The sequence below is a fragment of the Rhizobium sp. BK181 genome, from assembly GCF_014193305.1.
In the GTDB taxonomy this organism is placed as follows: Bacteria; Pseudomonadota; Alphaproteobacteria; order Rhizobiales; family Rhizobiaceae; genus Rhizobium.
Window position 1 is genome coordinate 858,637 of record NZ_JACHZA010000001.1, and the last position, 16,605, is coordinate 875,241.

Below are 16,605 nucleotides of genomic sequence, written 5' to 3' on the forward strand. Positions count from 1 at the left end.
GGCGAATGATCTGTTCCTCATTCTTAGGAGTTCCCCAATGAACCGGCTTGCGGCTTTGGCGTATGCCTCGCTTCTGACGTCGCTCACGGGCGTTGTACTTTCCATGAGCAATTCGCCGCTCCGTGCGCAGGACGACAGTAAAATCCCTCCTCTCATGGAGCAGATCAACAACGGAAACTGGCTGCCGCAGCAGGAAGCGGAGTCGCTTCGCGATGAGTTCTACTATCAGAACGCCGTACAAGCCTATGTCCTGACGCTGCCCATTCTCAACACCATCGGCATGCGGGACGGTTCGGAAGCAACCTTCGGCGCCGGCTACAATGTCTTGCCGATCTGGAAGGAGCGCATGGACAGCCGTACATGGGTTCCAACGCCCAACGCCGACGTCATCTACTCGATGAGCTATCTCGACCTCAAGAAGGACGGGCCGTTGGTCGTGGCCGCGCCCCCGAACGTCATCGGCATGTTTACTGACTTCTACCAGCACACACTCACCGATGTCGGCGCGATTGGTCCCGACAGGGCGCGGGGCGGGCTATATCTGCTGTTGCCGCCAGATTATGACGGGGAGGTACCGAAGGGCTACTTCGCATTCAAGTCGCCGACATACAACGTCTTCTTGTTCTTCCGCACCATCATGGCAAAGGGAGAGAACGGACCTGACCCGGCTCCGGCCGCCGCAAATGCCGAGCGGACGCGCGTCTACCCCCTCTGGGCTCCAGAGAAGGACGTGAAGCCCATGCAGTTTCCCGACGCCAGCGGCAAGCGCGTCAATATGATGTATCCGACGGGCAGCACCTACTGGACGAAACTGAAGGCGTTCGTCGACTACGAGCCCGTTGCCTCGATCGATCCTGTGACCCGCGGCGTGCTCGCCTCGGTCGGCATCATCAAGGGCCAGCCGTTTGAACCCACCGACAAGCAGAACGCCGCCCTGCAGAAAGCTATCGAAACCGCACCCAAGATGATCCTGGCAAGCCGCCAGCTCGGCCGTCCCGATAAGCGCAATCTGTACTATACGGATCGGCAGTACGAGAACATCTGGGCGGGCGGCACCGCCGAATGGATGCAGGACAGCTATCTGGATGTCTTGCAGCGCGCCTCTTACTTCCAATTCGCCTATTCCTCAGCTCCCGCCATGGTCATGCGAACTCTCGACGCAGGTTCGAAGTATCCGTTCACAGCCCGCGATGCGGATGGCGATTTCCTGAACGGCTCGAATTCCTACAAGTTACACCTGCCGCCGCACCCGCCCGCCGCGCTGTTCTGGGCCGTCACAGCGTACAATGTTACCGATGGCTCGATGCCCGAGACAAAGCAGCTCCTGCCGTCGATCAATGCCTTCTACAAGGTGAAGACCAACGATGACGGATCGGTCGACCTCTATTTCGGAGCGACCAAACCAGCGGAGGCTCCTGACAGCAACTGGATCCAGACGGTCGCGGGCCGTGACTTCATTGCCGCTGTGCGTCTCTATGGAACTGGAGTGGAATTCTTCGACCAGACATGGAAACCGGATGACGTCGTCAAGTTGAAATAGCCTTCACCACACGTTCAAGACGTCGCGACAGCAATTATGAAAGGTGGTAGGCTTCGTCTTAGGTCGCTCCGATTCCGGATAAAAGATATGGGCAATCTTGGGGAAAGGCCTTCCATCGCGCCGCCGTCTTCGGTGGGAAGAGTTGTCATCGACGAAATCCGTCACGCACCGGTTCTCGGGCTGATCGTTTTCGTACCTGTCGTCATTCTTCTGGAACGGATTTTTCCCGATCGCCACACGCTGTTGTTCCTTGCTTCGGTCGTCGCGATCGTACCTTTGGCCGCGCTCCTCAGCCGCGCAACCGAAGCGGTTGCGGCCAGGACCGGAGACGCCGTCGGCGGCTTGCTCAATGCTACGCTCGGGAACCTGACCGAACTCGTGATCTCGCTCGCGGCTTTGCAGGCCGGACAATACCTGTTGGTCAAGGCGTCGCTCGCCGGCGCGATCGTCACCAATACCCTGTTCATGCTGGGAGGGTCGTTCCTGCTCGGGGGGCTCAAGCATCACGTTCAGGAATTCAACCGGGTCAATGCTCGCTTTCAGGCCTGCCTGCTATTCCTCGCGACGATTGCGGTCCTGGTTCCTTCACTGATCAGCGAGGTGGACCAGCCTCCCGCACTTGACGTCTCCCAAAAGCTGAGCCTTGGATTGGCGATCCTTCTCATTGCCGTCTATGCGCTGGGCATGTTGTTTTCGTTGCGGACACACCGCGAGCTTTTCGCAAGCGTCAGCCACGCGGAAGAAGACGAAAAGCTATGGCCGCTTGGCCTGAGCATCGCCATACTGGTGGTCGTGACGCTGCTGGTCGCACTGGTCAGCGAGATCTTTGTCGGCTCTGTTCAGGCTGCCGCCGAGCACCTCGGGATGACGCCGGCATTTGTGGGTTTCATCGTCGTCGCTTTGGTAGGTGCGGCGGCGGAGATGACCACAGCGTTTTCCGCCGCTCGTGCAAATCGGCTGGACCTCAGTGTCGGGATTGCGCTGGGGAGTGCAGCCCAAATTGCCTTGTTTGTCGCGCCGGTATTGGTGCTCGTCAGCTATTTCATCGGCCCGGAACCCATGACATTGCAGTTTTGGCGGGGCGCCGTGACGATGATGATCGTCGCCGCCTTGGCCGCGGCCCTCTTGTCCAATGGCGGCCGTGGGGCTTGGTATGTCGGCGTCATGGCTCTGGCGCTTTATGCAATTTTCGCGTTCACGTTATTTGTCTTGCCTCCGACTAATCCGTCGTGATGCCACGGGGCCATCCCACGGCAGGCGGGTTGACGAGCGTGTCGCCGAATTACTTCGCCTTCGCATGCCGTCCAGTCATCTCGCGAAAGGATCGAAAATGACCGTTTATGTGGCCGAAGTCTCGGGGCGCGGTGTCATCGCCTTTGAAGCGGCAAACGATGTCGATGCCGCAACCCGGCTCACCGACAGGACACTGCTGCGCGATCTCCGCGTGCTGCAAAATGAGGGCCGTTCGCTCTGGGACGGCGTTTCGCCGATAGGGCTGCGGGAACCTTCGCCACCGGAGCTTGAGATTTGGCAGCAGCGGCCGGTGACAGCAAAGGCGTCCTTGTCCGACGACGACCGAAGCTGGCGCGTCTACTTAGTCGCCGTGGTCGACCCTACCGAGTTCGACGATGATGACGACGACGATGACTATGATGACGGTCCTGGTGACTGAAACCTTCTTGGCACCCTTTCCATGACACAACGTCGCGCAGGGCGATTTATCCGTTTGCAGGCGTAGCATGCATCGCACGCGATCTCGAAAGGCACATGACGATGTCGGCAGGCTCCAGGAACCAAGCCAAACGGATGAGACGGCTGTTCTTTGCCGCGCTGCTTCAGCAGGTTCGCGTACTCTGGCCTATCTTCTCGGGAGTCCTTGTCATCATGATCGGATCCGGGTTTGTCATCGGTCGGATCGAGGGTTGGCGGATCGGTGAAACCCTTTACTTCACCTTCGTAACTGGTCTCACGATCGGCTACGGCGACCTTGCGCCCAAGCATACTGTGGCGCGGATGCTCATCCTGCCGATCGGACTCTCCGGAATCGTCCTGACCGGCCTAGTTGCTGCCGCCAGCGTGCAGGCGCTTGACGCGGCAGGTCGCGGCAAAGCCGAGTAGAGCGGCGAGGCCGAGTGGAGCGACGAGGCCAGCTCATGAGCTGGCTGGCGCCGCGTGATATGCCGCAAATTCGGTCAGAGCTTCAGGATGTAGTCGCACAGCCTGTCGGCCGCGATCTGGACCTGGGCCGGATCGCGCAGGAAGCAGGCGCGCAGGAAGAGCTCGCCGCCCGCACCGAAGGCCGCGCCCGGCGCCAGGCCGACACCTGTTTTGTCGACGATGTCGATCGCCGCCTCGCGGCTGTCGGTCACCCCGTCGATCTTCAGGAATGCATAAAGAGCGCCGTCCGGCTTCAGCGTCTCGACACGGTTCGTGGCGATCAACGCGTCACACAAGATGTCGCGGGAGCGCCTGGCCTTGTCGATGTTGGACTGCACGAAGCTGTCGCCGTCATTCAGGGCCGCTACAGCGCCACGCTGCATGAACTGCGCCACGCCCGACGTCGAGTATTGAATCAGGTTTTCGAGCACCTGACCGGCCTGTGGCGGCGCGACAATCCAGCCGACACGCCAGCCAGTCATCGACCAGTTCTTCGAGAAGGAGTTGACGAACATCACCTTGTCGTCCGGCTCCATCACGTCGAGGAAAGACGGCGCGCGACCGCCAGCAAAGTAGTAGCGGGCATAAATCTCATCCGCCATGATCCAGAGATCATGCGTGCGCGCCAGCGCCAGGATGGCCCGAAGGTCGTCTTCGCTTGCGGTCCATCCAGTTGGATTGGACGGCGTGTTGATGAACAGTCCCTTGGTCTTCGGCGTGATGGCTGCCGCGATGCGATCGAGATCGACCGCCCATTTGCCACCTTCGAAACTCAGCTCGGCTGCGACGGAACGCGCGCCGGCAATTTCCAGGGCTGCCGCGATGTTCGGCCAAGCAGGGGTCAAGTAGACGAGTTCATCGCCTGGCGAGGTCAGCGCCTGCACGGCGATCTGGATCGCCTGCATGCCGGAACCGGTGACGAAGAAATGCTCGACCGGCAGGGTGACGCCGAAATGCCTGGCGTAGTAATCAGAGAGCGCCTGACGCAGCTCGGGAATGCCACGCTGATAGGTATAGAAGGTCTCGCCGCCGGAAAGCGCATCCATCGCCGCTTTGTTGATGAACTCGGGCGTCGGCAAATCCCCCTCGCCGACCCAAAGCGGCAGCAGGCCATCACGGCCACGGGCATAATTGACGACTTCGACGATCCCGCTTTCGGGCGCCAGGACGGCGCGCGGGCTAAGGCTGCTCACAATCGACATGCATCACTCCGGCTTGCGCCTACTTAAAGCAAAAGCGGCGGCAAATCCCATGACAATCGGTGATGCAATATCGTTTTTCGTGATGGATGGACGAGCCCGGCCTTCGTCGGCGGGCTCAAGGCCATCAGGCCGGGCGTTTGGCCAGCAGGTCGCGGATTTCAGTCAGAAGCGCGACATCGGCCGGTGGCGGAGCGTCCTCTTCCTTGGCCTGCTTGAGCTTCAGCTGCTTGTCCACCTGCTTCTGCAGCGTATTCACGCCCTTGACCATCAGGAAGATGATCCAGGCGAGAATGAGGAAGTTGATCATGACCGTGATGAAGCTGCCATAGGCAAGAACCGCACCCTGCTGGCGTGCGGCGGCCAGAGTCGGCGCATTGACGTTGGACGACAGACCGATGAAGTAGTTCGAGAAATCGAAGCCCCCGAAGAGAGCGCCGACGATCGGCATGATGACGTCGTCCACCAACGACTTGACGATACCGCCGAACGCACCGCCGATGATGACGCCGACTGCAAGGTCCATGACATTGCCGCGGGCGATAAATGCTTTGAACTCGTTGAGCATCCGATCCGTCTCCCTCTGATGCAGTTTCACTGACAGGTCATTGTTTTCATTAGCTACATCTTCGATGCAATTATTCAATCGCTAATTACAGAATATCGGCTGGGGTGAGCGGCCTTTGACTTAATGCCTAGATGCCCCCTGATGTTCAAAGGTGGGGAATTGCCGTAGTCTCGAAGCATCCGGGAGAGCCGGCGCGTGGTGCGCTGGCGGAGGTTCGATGCTGCCAGGTTGGGTCATACTCGCATCTGCATTCGGCTATCTGCTGCTGCTCTTTGCCGTGGCAAGCCATGGCGATCGCAAGCGGCGGATGTTCGGCACGCCGCCAGGCGGGCGGCCGGTCGTCTATGCACTCAGCCTTGCGATCTATTGCACATCCTGGACTTACTTCGGCAGCGTCGGACAGGCATCGCAGCGCGGGCTGGAGTTCCTGGGGATTTATATCGGACCGGTCCTGATGTTCACGCTCGGCATGCCGCTGCTGCGCCGGATCATCGAGCTCGCCAAGGCGGAAAAGCTGACATCCGTCGCCGACTTCATTTCTGCGCGCTATGGCAAGAATTCCACGGTCGCGACCATCGTTGCGCTGATCTCGCTGGTCGGCGCCATCCCCTACATCGCGCTGCAACTCAAATCGGTGTCCACCACCGTAACGGCGATGCTCGATCCGTCGGACTACGGCATCGGCAGCGGCAATCTCTATTTCCTTGACCTGCCGCTGCTGGTCACTCTGGTCCTCGCCTGCTTCGCGATCATGTTCGGCACGCGCCACACCGATGCAACCGAACACCAGGACGGACTGATCCTCGCCATTGCCATGGAGTCGGTCGTCAAGCTGTTCGCCTTCCTGACGGCCGGCGTCTGCGTGATCTGGTTCCTGTTCGACGGCCCGTCCGACCTCTGGCAGAGGGCCGCCGAAAACCAGCTGGTGCTCTCGGCGCTTCACTATCAGACGCCGCTCAGCCGCTGGATCACCCTCATTCTGCTGTCGGCCTTCGCCATCATCATGCTGCCGCGACAATTCCACGTCACGGTTGTCGAGAACAGGACGGCGCGGGAGCTCCGGCTCGCGGGATTGTTGTTCCCGCTATACCTCATCGTCATCAATCTCTTCGTGCTGCCGGTAGCGATCGGCGGCCTGCTAACCTTCGGCGGTGGGGGCAATGCGGATCTTTATGTGCTCTCGCTGCCGCTCGCCGGGCAGATGCCTGTTGTCTCGCTGATCACCTTTATCGGCGGGTTTTCGGCAGCAACGGCCATGGTGATTGTCGCATCGGTGGCGCTGTCGATCATGGTGTCCAACGACATCATCATGCCGATCTTCCTGCACCGGAAGCTGACCGACCGTACCGGACAGCGCAACGACTTCGCCAAAACCCTGCTCAACGTCAGGCGCAGTGCGATCTTCGCCGTGCTTTTACTCGGATACGCCTACTATCGATCGACCGACAGCACGACCGGGCTTGCCTCGATCGGCTTGCTCTCCTTTGCCGCCATCGCCCAGATGGCGCCTTCGCTCTTCGGCGGCCTCTTATGGCGGCGGGCCAACGCGCGCGGCGCCATCCTGGGGCTGACCTCCGGCTTCGTGATCTGGATCTACCTGCTGTTCCTCCCATCACTTGGCGGACCGGACTACTCTTCCGTCGCAAGGGCGGTCCTTGGATTCCTGTTTCCGGGCACGACGGTTTTCAGCGGGCCCGACGCCGACCCGCTGGTCAATGCCACGGTCATGAGCCTGCTCGTCAACACGGCCTTCTTCATCATCGGTTCGGTGACCCGCAATGCGCGACCGCTCGAACGCATCCAGGCCGGCATCTTCGTCAAGCGGCAGTCCCGCTCGCAGTTTGCGACGCGCGGCTGGAAAACTCGCATCAGCATCGCCGACCTGAAAGCGACAATCTCGCGCTATCTCGGTGAGGAGCGCATGGAACGGTCGTTCCAGACCTATCAACAGAATTCGGGCCGCAAGCTGGAGGACGATCAGCCGGCGGACATGGCGCTCATTCACTTCACCGAGCAGCTGCTCGGCAGCGCCATCGGATCCTCCTCCGCTCGGCTCGTTCTGTCGCTGATCCTTCAGAAGATGGAGGACGCCTCCGCCGATACGGCTTGGCTGCTCGACCAGGCAAGCGAGGCGCTGCAATATAACCAGGACATGTTGCAGACAGCGCTTTCGCAGATGGACCAGGGCATCGCGGTCTTCGACAGCTCGAACAACCTGACGATCTGGAACCGACGCTTCCGACAACTGCTCGACCTGCCCGAAAACGCCGGACAAGTCGGCTTCCCGCTGGCTGACATCGTGGCGATCCTCAGCCAGCGCGGCGATATTCCAGCCGGCGACGTGCACCACACCGTCCGTCACTTCCTTACGCTGGACAAGCCCTTCGCGCTGGTGCTCGGCGGCGGCGAGCGGATCATCGAAGTGCGCTCCAACGCAATGCCGGACAAAGGTATCGTGGCGACCTTCACCGATATCACCCAACGCGTTGCAGCCGACCGGGCGCTGAAGCAGGCGAACGAAACGCTGGAACAGCGCGTTGCCGAACGAACCGCCGAGCTCACTCGCGTCAACCACGAACTCGGCGAGGCAAGGGCAGCGGCGGATGAAGCCAATCTCGGCAAGACGCGCTTCTTTGCCGCCGCCGGCCACGACATCCTGCAGCCGCTCAATGCCGCCAGGCTCTACTCATCGGCGCTGGTCGAGCGCATGGGCCAGTCCGACAGCAGCGCCATCGTTCGCAACATCGATTCCGCGCTGGAATCGGTAGAGACCATCCTTGGAGCCGTGCTGGATATTTCGCGGCTCGATACCGGAGCCATGCGGCCACGGCTAGCCTCGGTGCCGCTTTCCGATCTACTGGAGCGGATTCAGACCGACTTCGCGCCGATCGCCCGCGAAAAGAAGCTGAAACTGGTGGTGATGCCAACCACGCTCAGGGTCCGTTCCGATCCGAACCTGCTGCGCCGCCTGGTGCAGAACCTCGTTTCCAACGCGATCAAGTACACAGTCGACGGAAAGGTGCTGGTCGGCGCGCGGCGGCGCGGAAACCAGGTGGTGATCCAGGTGATGGATTCGGGGATCGGCATCCCGCCGTCGAAGTTCCGGACGGTCTTCAAGGAGTTCGCCCGGCTCGACGAGGGTGCCAAGACGGCCTCTGGACTGGGCCTCGGCCTGTCGATCGTCGACCGCATCGCGCGCGTTCTCAATCACCCGGTGGAACTGCATTCGACGCACGGCAAGGGCACGGACTTCCGCATCGTCATGCCGCGCGAGACGTCCCGGCTGGTCGAATCGGTTGGCGCGGTGCAGCCGGTCGAGCATTCGGCGCAGAGCCTCAAGGGACTGAAGGTCCTCTGCGTCGACAATGAGCCGCACATCCTGGAAGGCCTGCAGCTCCTCATCAGCGGCTGGGGTTGCGAGGTCCAATGCGTCGATTCGCTAAACGCCATCAGTGGGCTCGATGCCCGTCAGCCGCCTCCGGACCTGGTTATTGCCGACTACCACCTTGGCGACGGCACAGGCGTTGCCGCCATTCTGACGCTGAGGGAACGGTTCGCCGCCTTCATCCCGGCGCTGATCGTCACGGCGGATCGGACGCCGGAGGTGCGCGCCGAAGCGGAGCGACACGGAATCGGCATCCAACACAAGCCGGTACGCCCGGCGGCGCTCAGGGCCCACATTACGCAGATTTCGGCGCATAAGCGCGCGGCAGCCGAGTGAGCGGCTAGGCCTTGGTCATTACCTCGGCCACAAGGCCACGCACGCGCTCCGGACTCGGCGCGTCGTCAAACAGAATGCGGTAGACGATAGGTGCAACGACCTGATCCATGACGGCATCGACAGTCGGAAAGCTTTCGCCACGGGCAAGCGCCCGGTTGCTCAGCAGCTGCATCTGTTCTCGCGTGAAGGCAGAGCACTGACAGGCGTTGGCGTTGTCTTGCGCGGCCAGCACGTCGCGGATCATCTCGCGTCCGATGCCCGAGGACATTTCTTCGGCATATTGCTCCGCCCAAGCTTGGAGATCCCCACGACCGCTGCCGGTGTCGATTGGCTGCATGTCGGGGCGCAGGCGTTCGACGGCGACATCCGCCAGCAGTTCCTGCAGATCGCCCCAGCGACGGTAAATCGTTGAGGGCGTGACACCCGCCCTTGCGGCGATCAGTGGGATCGTGACATCGGCCCGGTCCAAGTCGGCAAGCAGCGCGCGCACTGCTTGATGCACGGACGCCTGCACTCGGGCACTGCGGCCACCGGGGCGGAGATTTTCCTTAGCTGCCATATTCTTAAGTCCTGTCTTCCTGCCCGGCGCATGGTTCAAAATCTTTGACGGATCCGTTAACGCAAATTATTTGCTTTTAGCGTTGAGTCGACCTAAATGGCTAACGCAATGAATTAGCTTTAAGAGGCTTATATATGTTCCGCGCCGCCAATTCCACAGAGACCTCACGCAATCCGATCCGCTTCCACGCGATTACGCTGGCAACCTTCTTCGGCGCATCGGCCGCGCCGACGCCGCTTTACCGGATCTATCAGGAAAATCTTGCCCTCTCGCCGGTGCTGATCACCGTCATTTTCGCGGTCTACGCATTCGCGCTCCTCGCAGCATTGCTGATCGCCGGCTCGATCTCCGATCACCTCGGTCGCAAGCCGGTGATCTTCACGGCGCTCATTCTGGAGATCATCGCCATGGGGCTGTTCGTTGTGGCAAGCGGTCCCGGCTGGCTGGTTGCCGCGCGGATCGTCCAGGGACTGGCAACCGGCATTGCCGGCGCGTCTATCGGCGCAGCCCTTGTCGATATCGACCGGGCCAAGGGCCAACTCGTCAACTCGATCGCGCCGCTTTCCGGCATGGCCGTCGGCGCCATCGGCACCAGCGCTCTGATCCAGTACGGACCGTTCCCGCTGCATCTCGTCTATGCGATCCTGCTCGCTGCTTTCGCAGGACAGGCCGCCGCGATCTGGGCGACCGGCGAAACCGGTGGTCGCCGGCCGGGTTTCTGGAACTCGCTGAAACCGACGATCTCAATTCCGCCGCAGGTGAAACGCCCGCTCGCCCTGGTGACGCCGATCAACATCGCCAACTGGACGCTTGGCGGGTTCTACCTCTCGCTGGTCCCCTCACTGGTTGCCAGCACAACCGGCAGCCGGGCGCCGCTCACAGGTGGCTCGATCGTGACCGCGTTGATGGTATCGGGCGCAGTGGCTGTCTATTGCAGGAGGAACACGTCCGGCGCCGCCAATCTCGGCTTCGGCACGGCCGCGACCACACTTGGAATTTTGACCGTCGTCGCAGGCGTCCATCTCGGCAACGTCCCGCTGCTGCTTATCGGCACGCTCCTGACGGGCGCGGGCTTCGGCACAAATTTCCTCGGCTCAATCGGCACAATCATGCCACTTGCAAAGGCTGATGAGCGTGCCGGCCTCCTGTCCGCCTTCTATATCCAGAGCTACCTCGCCTTCAGCCTGCCGGCCATCCTCGCCGGCTTCCTGACCAAATCGCTCGGCTACCAAATAACCGCCGACCTCTATGCGACGGCGATCATTCTCGTGAGCGGAGCCGGGCTGCTCGGTCTTCGCGCCGAGCGCGGCCGGGCTGCGAGAGTCCCGGCCTGCGGCTAGAGCCTTTCAGCGTCTAGAGGTAACTCGTCACCGCGGGCTCGTTCCACCAGTTGTCGTGGCGCCCGTCCATGAAGCGGACGGGCAGTGCGGCAAGCTCTTCTGGTGATATGTCGTCGAGACAGGCAACGTTGATTGACACGTAGTCCCCGCCGATCTCCTCGATATGGCCGTGTCCGTAGGCATGCAGGCCGCAGGTGGTACAAAAGCGGTGATGGCCGCTCATCGTTGCGAACTGATAATCGCCAGCCGCCGTCTCTTCACATAACAGACGGAAATCCTCGGGCTTAGCAATGGCCCCCCAATAACGCCGCTTGCTGCAGACCGAGCAATTGCAACGCCCAGTGCCAGCCTGCAGGTCGACATCGACCTCGTAGCGGATCGTGCCGCAATGGCAGCTGCCCGTATAGGTCTTCTTCATGGAATTCCTCCTCCGGCCCTTTGCAAGAGCTCCCAATAATGACAATATGTTGTCATGATTGACGAGATACCAAAACGACAACATGTTGTCAAACATAACCATTCGAAGCGGACGGTGGAAGGCGATGCGTTCTCGCTGTTTGCTATCACCGCATTGCGGCTTGCCGGTCGCCTGACCACCGCCGGCGATGAGTTGGCAAGGCCCGCCGGGCAGACGAGCGCTCGCTGGCAGGTACTCGCGGGGGCGCGAAACGGCACACATTCCGTCGCGCAGATCGCCCGGATGCTCGGGGTCGCCCGGCAGGGTGTGCAGCGGCTGGCGGACACGTTGGAGGATGATGGGCTGATCAGCTACGTCGACAACCCGCAGCATCAGCGCGCCAAGCTCGTACAGCTGACGAAGGAGGGTGAAGCCCGCCTCGCCGCTATCGAAATAGCGCAAGCAGATTGGGCCGACAGGCTCGGGCAGTCCTTCACCGCCACCGAGCTCGAGGCAGCCCGGCTCGTCATGGCCAGATTGATCGATACCCTCGACGCTGAGGCCGGCAAACCATAGGCAGACGCTTGTCCAGTCGACCGATGCAAGCTGCCAGAAAAGAATCGCAACGAAGAAGACGCAAAGCAGGCGCCTGGCTCTACCCCTTGAACCGGCGGCTCCCGCGACGGACTGCGATCAGGTCTCTTGGGCAGCGAGCTGCCTGTCGGAATTCAACGAGGCCGCATGGGCTTCAAGGATGGCGGCAGCAATGACTTTCTGAAGCTCGTAAACCAGTGTGCGCGACCGTTTGCGATCCAGATCTTGCGCCGCCTTCGCAAGATTCAACCCCTCGTTCAGGACGATATGGTGAGCTCGCGTCAGCGCCCAACTCTCAATATCAAGACTAATCATTCGGAATCTCCGCCAAATCATTCAGCATCAAAGACATTCACCGAATCACGATACGCAGAGCACTTACGCAGCAAGAAGAATCATAGTTGCAATATTTTGCAAATGGCATTTTTGGAACAACACGCGCCAAATGCGAAATTTATTCTTCTTGAGCTGCGATAGATACAACCGCCCGCCTCTGAGCCGCATGAACGGACTCCAAGCTTGCCCATAAATACTCGGCGAAGCTTGCACGGGCCTGCCCACGCGAGCAGGCGCGTCGCCCCAGGAGCCTGGCGCGCTGCCATCAGACCTTGGTGGCAGGGCCCTTATTGCGCTCCAGCAAAGCTTTCACCGTATCGTCGTTGATCTTGCCGCTCGGCTCCTGGCCGACCGACTTCTGGAAGTTCTTGATCGCCGCGACGGTCTTCGCGCCCATCGCGCCGTCCGGCTGACCAGCATCGAAGCCGTTGTTGTTGAGGATCGCCTGGATGTTGCGGATCGCCTTCTTCATGTCGACGGTCGAGGTCTTGGTGGCGTTGCCGACCCACTCGTCAGGAGCCTCGACAGCGTTCGCTTTGCTGTCAAGCGGTGCCGCCTTCCATTGGTCAGCCTTGGCACGCGCCTTCTCCAGCTGATCAGGCTTTAACGCGTTCGCCACTTCGTCGCGCTTTTGTGCGGCGTCCTTGTCACCGCCCTTGGCCGCAATCGCAAACCACTTGTAGGATTCGGTCAGGTCCTGCACGACGCCGTTGCCGCGAGCGCAAAGGATCGCCAAATTGAACTGGCTGTCGGCGATGCCGAGGTCGGCCGCCTTGATGAACCAGTCCGCGGCCGCCTTGTAGTCCTGCTGGCCTAGCGCGCCCGATGCATAAAGCACGGCGAGATTGTGCATCGCGCTTGCGTTGCCGCTGCTGGCGGCCTGCTCGTAATACTGCTTCGCCTTGGCGACGTCGCGGTCAACGCCCGTGCCTTTTTCATAAATGTTGCCGAGACGGTATTCAGCCGGCGCGAAACCCTTGTCGGCGGCGAGCTGGTACCAGTGTGCCGCTTCCTTCGGATCGGCGGCAATGCCGGCACGACCTTCGCTATAGCGAGCGCCGATCTCGAAAAGTGCCAGCGGGTCGCCGCTTTTGGCGGCATCGGCAAGCGACTTCGGCTGCACGACGTCCGGAATGGCGATGCCGGCTGTTTCCGCCGCCGGGGCGGGCGCGGCGGCCACGCCAGCGGCAACCGGGGCCGTATCCTTGGCCACGAAGCCGGAGGCATCCTGCGGAGTGCCGGAGGGCGCAAGTGGAGCGGCCGCATCGCCATTCAATGGTGCTGTCGCCGTCAAGTGGTCGGGTACGGCCGGCGCGGGCGTTGGATCGGCGCTTGCGAGCGGCACGGCAGGGGCTTCTTCGGCCGGGACTGCCGGAGCGGTTGCTACCACCTGGTCGGGTGCGGTTTCGCTATCGACCGGAAGGACATTGCTGGACGAATCCGTCAGTACTGCAACTTCGGCGGACGGCGCCGGCTGGCCGCTGGTCAGCGTTCGGGCCAACGGGAAGGCCATGATCGCCAACAGAACGGCGCCGACGGCGAGCAGGATCGGACGGCGGAAGCGCGAGAAGGCGCCACCCTTGGTCGTATCCTTGTCCTTTGCCTTCTTCTCGGCCTTCGCTAACTGCGGCTTGGCGGTCGGCTCGGTTTCCATGGCGGCGGCCTGCGCAGCGCGACGGGCGGCGGCAATGTAGTCGGCGCGCTCGTTTTCCGTTGCCGGTTTGGCGTTTGTCCGCGCAGCGTTCTGGCTGGCGCGCACCCGCTCCAGAATCTTCTTGATGTCAGGTGCACCCGAGCCCGGTTCAAGCGGCTCATTGGCGGCCTCCGGTGGCATCACATCGACCGGATCGATCGACGGCGCAGGATCGACGACAGTCCGTTCGGTGACGGCCGTTTCCGCCGTCGCCTTCTTGCTGGGCAGCAGACGCTTGCCAAGGCTGGAAAGCAGGCTGCCCTTCGAGGGAGAGGCTGCCGTCTTCGTCGCTGCCTCGATCGCGATCACACTGGTATCCGTTGCCGCCATGACCGGAACGAGGGGTGCTTCCTCGGCAACCTCGGGCTCGCGGCTGACCGATGTACGGGTTCCGAACGCAACGGGCTTCAGGGCGTCTTCGGCGCCAGCCTGCATCATCGCGTAGGGATCAACCGCGAATTCGACATCGGCGATAGGCATTCTCGGCGCCGGTCTTGCGACGGGGCGATCTTCCATGGTGTCGAGGCGCTCGGCGATCTGAACAAGCGTCTCATGCAGGGCCTGGAAGGTCTTGTGCGTGCGCTCCTCGCTGCTGCGGCTCAAATCTTCCAGTTGGCGCAGGTCTTCGGCAAGCGCATTCAGCGCCGACATATCAGCGGCTGCCGGTGCACCGCCTTGCAGGGCGCCGCTTCTCGCATAGGCCTCGACCACTGCTTCCGCCGCCTGGCGGGCAGCCTCGATGATATATTCGTCGCTGGTCGCCATGTAGTCTTCGATGGCGCCCATCCGCCTGTCGAACTCCGCCGGCAGCTCGGCCGCAGGTCGCGGCTCGCTCATCAGCGCCGACAGGTTTGCGATCTGATCCTCAAGGCTCTTCAGCGCATGCGGGTCGGCCGCCGGTGCTGCAGTGCTCTCCTCGAGGCGTGCGGCGATATCGCCAAGCCTGCTTTCGATGCGGCGGAAGGCGCTGTCGTCCACTGGTGCAGCAACCGGCTGAAGCGGCTGGAAGTCCATCTCGTCGATACGACGGGCGAGATAGTCGAGGCGCTGCGCCAGCGCATCATTGACCGAACCGGTCTCGAGCGCATCGATCTTGCGCGAGATGTCGGCGAGTGCGCCTGTCAGCTCCGGCTGCGGTGCAGCCTTGTGATTTCGCTCGAGCAGGTAGGACAAGTGCTCCAGACGTTCATCGAGGCGCGACGTTGCCTCTGCGTTGGCAAGTTCCTCGACGCGCAGCGTTAGGGTTTCGAGCCGATCCGCCAGGGCATCCGTCGGCGCGGCCCGACTGGCAACGCTGCGGCCCATCATGTCGATCTGGTCGCCAAGCGCATTCAGGCGGCCTTCGAGGCGATGCATCATGGCCGGATCGCCGCTTGCGGCCGCACGGCTGGTTGCGGCGATGGCGCGGCTGATTTCGTCGAGGCGGCTGTCCATCGCCGCAAACTGCTCGGACATCGCCCGGTCGTGCGGCTGGATCATGCTGCCGAACTGCTCCATCGCCGTCGCGATGGAGATAAGCTTGTCTTCGAGAACCCGCACGGCCGGGCTATCGCCCATGCCACCGATATGGCGCTTGATGTCATCGAGCCGGTAGGCGAGCGCGACAAGCTCCTCCTGCAGGCCTGCGGTGTCGAGCGCGTGCAGTTGGTTCTCGAATCCGTCCCAGCGGGTTTCCATGTGGCGGATCGAATCTTCGCGTGCGAGCCCGTCCATCAGCGAGCGCAGTTCTTCGAATTCGCCGCGCAAGCCTTGCGCCTCGGGCGCGTTGGAACGGCCCGCAAGCTGGTCGATGCTGCTGGCCAGCCGGCTCATATCGGCGCGGATGTCATCGGCGAAGCGGCGGTCTTCCGCTCCAACCTTGATGCTGCGGATTTCGTCGCGCAGCGCATTCATTTCCCGGGTCACGCCATCGGAGATGTCACGCTTCAGGTCCTGGCGAAGGTTGACCAGCGCTTGCGCGATCTCGGTCATCGTGTCTTCGGCGGCTCTGTTGCCCGGTTGCGGAGCCGGGGCGAGCGGCGCGCGTTCGGCGACCGGAAGAGGTGCACGCGGAGCGGCCGCCGGCTGCTCGCGCGTGTAAGAAGCCGGCTCGCGCGCTGCCGGGCGTTCGCGGCTGGCTTCGAGGATGCGCTGGCGCTGGCGAATTTCGGCGAAAGGATCGGGTCGCGCTTCGGACGCATGGGGCGCGCGGGCGACATAGGGATCGGCATAGATCTCACGCTCCGGCGCGGGAGCGCGCTGACGCTGATCGCGTGGATTGGTGCCGATCAAGCCCTCGATCCTCGCCTCCAGACCTTCGATGGTGCGGTTCAGCGCATCGAGCGACGCCCTGTCGGAATGCCGTGGGGAATTTGATCGCGATCCGTTCATCTTCTTGCTCGCTTCATCTGTCCGAACCCTCGTCAGGGTCGATCATTGGCTTCCGTCACCGCCGCACCGGAATGCGGACGAGAGCACCGTCCATGAAGGGATAATCAATTAGACTTTCCTCAACCTGTACG

The 16,605-nt window shown here is 61.8% G+C and carries 13 protein-coding genes; 7 read left to right on the top strand and 6 right to left on the bottom strand.

From position 1 onward, the window contains the following. Positions 1-37: 37 nt before the first annotated feature. The 4 genes from FHT77_RS04270 (at position 38) to FHT77_RS04285 (ending at position 3,658) form a co-directional block, all read left to right on the top strand. Positions 38-1,540, top strand: a complete 1,503-nt coding sequence (locus FHT77_RS04270) for a DUF1254 domain-containing protein (RefSeq protein WP_183752774.1) — start codon at positions 38-40, stop codon at positions 1,538-1,540. An 87-nt stretch (positions 1,541-1,627) separates the two neighbouring features. After that, positions 1,628-2,773, top strand: coding sequence for a calcium/proton exchanger (gene cax / locus FHT77_RS04275; protein WP_183752776.1), 1,146 nt, complete (start codon positions 1,628-1,630; stop codon positions 2,771-2,773). A 97-nt stretch (positions 2,774-2,870) separates the two neighbouring features. Then, on the top strand, positions 2,871-3,212 hold the full coding sequence (locus FHT77_RS04280; RefSeq protein ID WP_183752778.1) for a hypothetical protein: 342 nt from the start codon (positions 2,871-2,873) through the stop codon (positions 3,210-3,212). 134 nt (positions 3,213-3,346) lie between these two features. After that, positions 3,347-3,658 carry a potassium channel family protein gene (locus FHT77_RS04285; RefSeq protein WP_183752780.1) on the top strand — a complete coding sequence of 104 codons (312 nt, stop codon included), beginning with the start codon at positions 3,347-3,349 and terminating at the stop codon, positions 3,656-3,658. 74 nt (positions 3,659-3,732) lie between these two features. On the opposite strand, the gene FHT77_RS04290 is transcribed toward FHT77_RS04285, so the two are convergent. Beyond that, positions 3,733-4,899 (bottom strand): pyridoxal phosphate-dependent aminotransferase, encoded by a 1,167-nt coding sequence (locus tag FHT77_RS04290; RefSeq protein WP_183752782.1) that lies wholly within the window; start codon positions 4,897-4,899, stop codon positions 3,733-3,735. Between the two features lie 124 nt (positions 4,900-5,023). Then, complete coding sequence (mscL, locus tag FHT77_RS04295) at positions 5,024-5,464, bottom strand: large conductance mechanosensitive channel protein MscL (RefSeq protein ID WP_183752784.1); 441 nt, start codon at positions 5,462-5,464, stop codon at positions 5,024-5,026. A 217-nt stretch (positions 5,465-5,681) separates the two neighbouring features. On the opposite strand from mscL, the gene FHT77_RS04300 reads away from it, so the two are divergent. After that, a complete protein-coding gene (locus tag FHT77_RS04300) occupies positions 5,682-9,185 on the top strand; it encodes a PAS domain-containing hybrid sensor histidine kinase/response regulator (protein ID WP_183752786.1) in 3,504 nt (1,167 codons plus the stop codon). A gap of 4 nt (positions 9,186-9,189) precedes the next feature. Here FHT77_RS04300 and FHT77_RS04305 read toward each other — a convergent pair whose 3' ends face one another. Then, positions 9,190-9,744: a TetR/AcrR family transcriptional regulator gene (locus FHT77_RS04305; RefSeq protein WP_183752788.1), complete on the bottom strand. Its 555-nt coding sequence runs from the start codon at positions 9,742-9,744 to the stop codon at positions 9,190-9,192. 134 nt (positions 9,745-9,878) lie between these two features. Between FHT77_RS04305 and FHT77_RS04310 the strand changes: the two genes are divergently transcribed. Continuing rightward, entirely contained in the window at positions 9,879-11,084 is a 1,206-nt protein-coding gene (locus tag FHT77_RS04310) for an MFS transporter (RefSeq protein WP_183752790.1), read from the top strand. A 13-nt stretch (positions 11,085-11,097) separates the two neighbouring features. On the opposite strand, the gene FHT77_RS04315 is transcribed toward FHT77_RS04310, so the two are convergent. Then, positions 11,098-11,502, bottom strand: a complete 405-nt coding sequence (locus FHT77_RS04315; RefSeq protein ID WP_183752792.1) for a GFA family protein — start codon at positions 11,500-11,502, stop codon at positions 11,098-11,100. 54 nt (positions 11,503-11,556) lie between these two features. Here FHT77_RS04315 and FHT77_RS04320 point away from each other — a divergent pair, with 54 nt between their 5' ends. Further along, positions 11,557-12,057 (top strand): MarR family winged helix-turn-helix transcriptional regulator, encoded by a 501-nt coding sequence (locus tag FHT77_RS04320; RefSeq protein ID WP_183752794.1) that lies wholly within the window; start codon positions 11,557-11,559, stop codon positions 12,055-12,057. Positions 12,058-12,174: 117 nt separating this feature from the next. Here FHT77_RS04320 and FHT77_RS04325 read toward each other — a convergent pair whose 3' ends face one another. Continuing rightward, positions 12,175-12,390, bottom strand: coding sequence for a hypothetical protein (locus FHT77_RS04325; RefSeq protein WP_016552681.1), 216 nt, complete (start codon positions 12,388-12,390; stop codon positions 12,175-12,177). Positions 12,391-12,676: 286 nt separating this feature from the next. Next, positions 12,677-16,474: a peptidoglycan-binding protein gene (locus tag FHT77_RS04330; protein ID WP_183752796.1), complete on the bottom strand. Its 3,798-nt coding sequence runs from the start codon at positions 16,472-16,474 to the stop codon at positions 12,677-12,679. Positions 16,475-16,605: the final 131 nt, after the last annotated feature.

What these genes read in the sequence shown, in the direction of transcription:
- FHT77_RS04270 (WP_183752774.1), top strand. Translation starts at nt 38, where the DNA reads ATGAACCGGCTTGCGGCTTTGGCGTATGCCTCGCTTCTGACGTCGCTC.
- cax (WP_183752776.1), top strand. Translation starts at nt 1,628, where the DNA reads ATGGGCAATCTTGGGGAAAGGCCTTCCATCGCGCCGCCGTCTTCGGTG.
- FHT77_RS04280 (WP_183752778.1), top strand. Translation starts at nt 2,871, where the DNA reads ATGACCGTTTATGTGGCCGAAGTCTCGGGGCGCGGTGTCATCGCCTTT.
- FHT77_RS04285 (WP_183752780.1), top strand. Translation starts at nt 3,347, where the DNA reads ATGAGACGGCTGTTCTTTGCCGCGCTGCTTCAGCAGGTTCGCGTACTC.
- FHT77_RS04290 (WP_183752782.1), bottom strand. Translation starts at nt 4,899, where the DNA reads ATGTCGATTGTGAGCAGCCTTAGCCCGCGCGCCGTCCTGGCGCCCGAA.
- mscL (WP_183752784.1), bottom strand. Translation starts at nt 5,464, where the DNA reads ATGCTCAACGAGTTCAAAGCATTTATCGCCCGCGGCAATGTCATGGAC.
- FHT77_RS04300 (WP_183752786.1), top strand. Translation starts at nt 5,682, where the DNA reads ATGCTGCCAGGTTGGGTCATACTCGCATCTGCATTCGGCTATCTGCTG.
- FHT77_RS04305 (WP_183752788.1), bottom strand. Translation starts at nt 9,744, where the DNA reads ATGGCAGCTAAGGAAAATCTCCGCCCCGGTGGCCGCAGTGCCCGAGTG.
- FHT77_RS04310 (WP_183752790.1), top strand. Translation starts at nt 9,879, where the DNA reads ATGTTCCGCGCCGCCAATTCCACAGAGACCTCACGCAATCCGATCCGC.
- FHT77_RS04315 (WP_183752792.1), bottom strand. Translation starts at nt 11,502, where the DNA reads ATGAAGAAGACCTATACGGGCAGCTGCCATTGCGGCACGATCCGCTAC.
- FHT77_RS04320 (WP_183752794.1), top strand. Translation starts at nt 11,557, where the DNA reads ATGATTGACGAGATACCAAAACGACAACATGTTGTCAAACATAACCAT.
- FHT77_RS04325 (WP_016552681.1), bottom strand. Translation starts at nt 12,390, where the DNA reads ATGATTAGTCTTGATATTGAGAGTTGGGCGCTGACGCGAGCTCACCAT.
- FHT77_RS04330 (WP_183752796.1), bottom strand. Translation starts at nt 16,474, where the DNA reads ATGAACGGATCGCGATCAAATTCCCCACGGCATTCCGACAGGGCGTCG.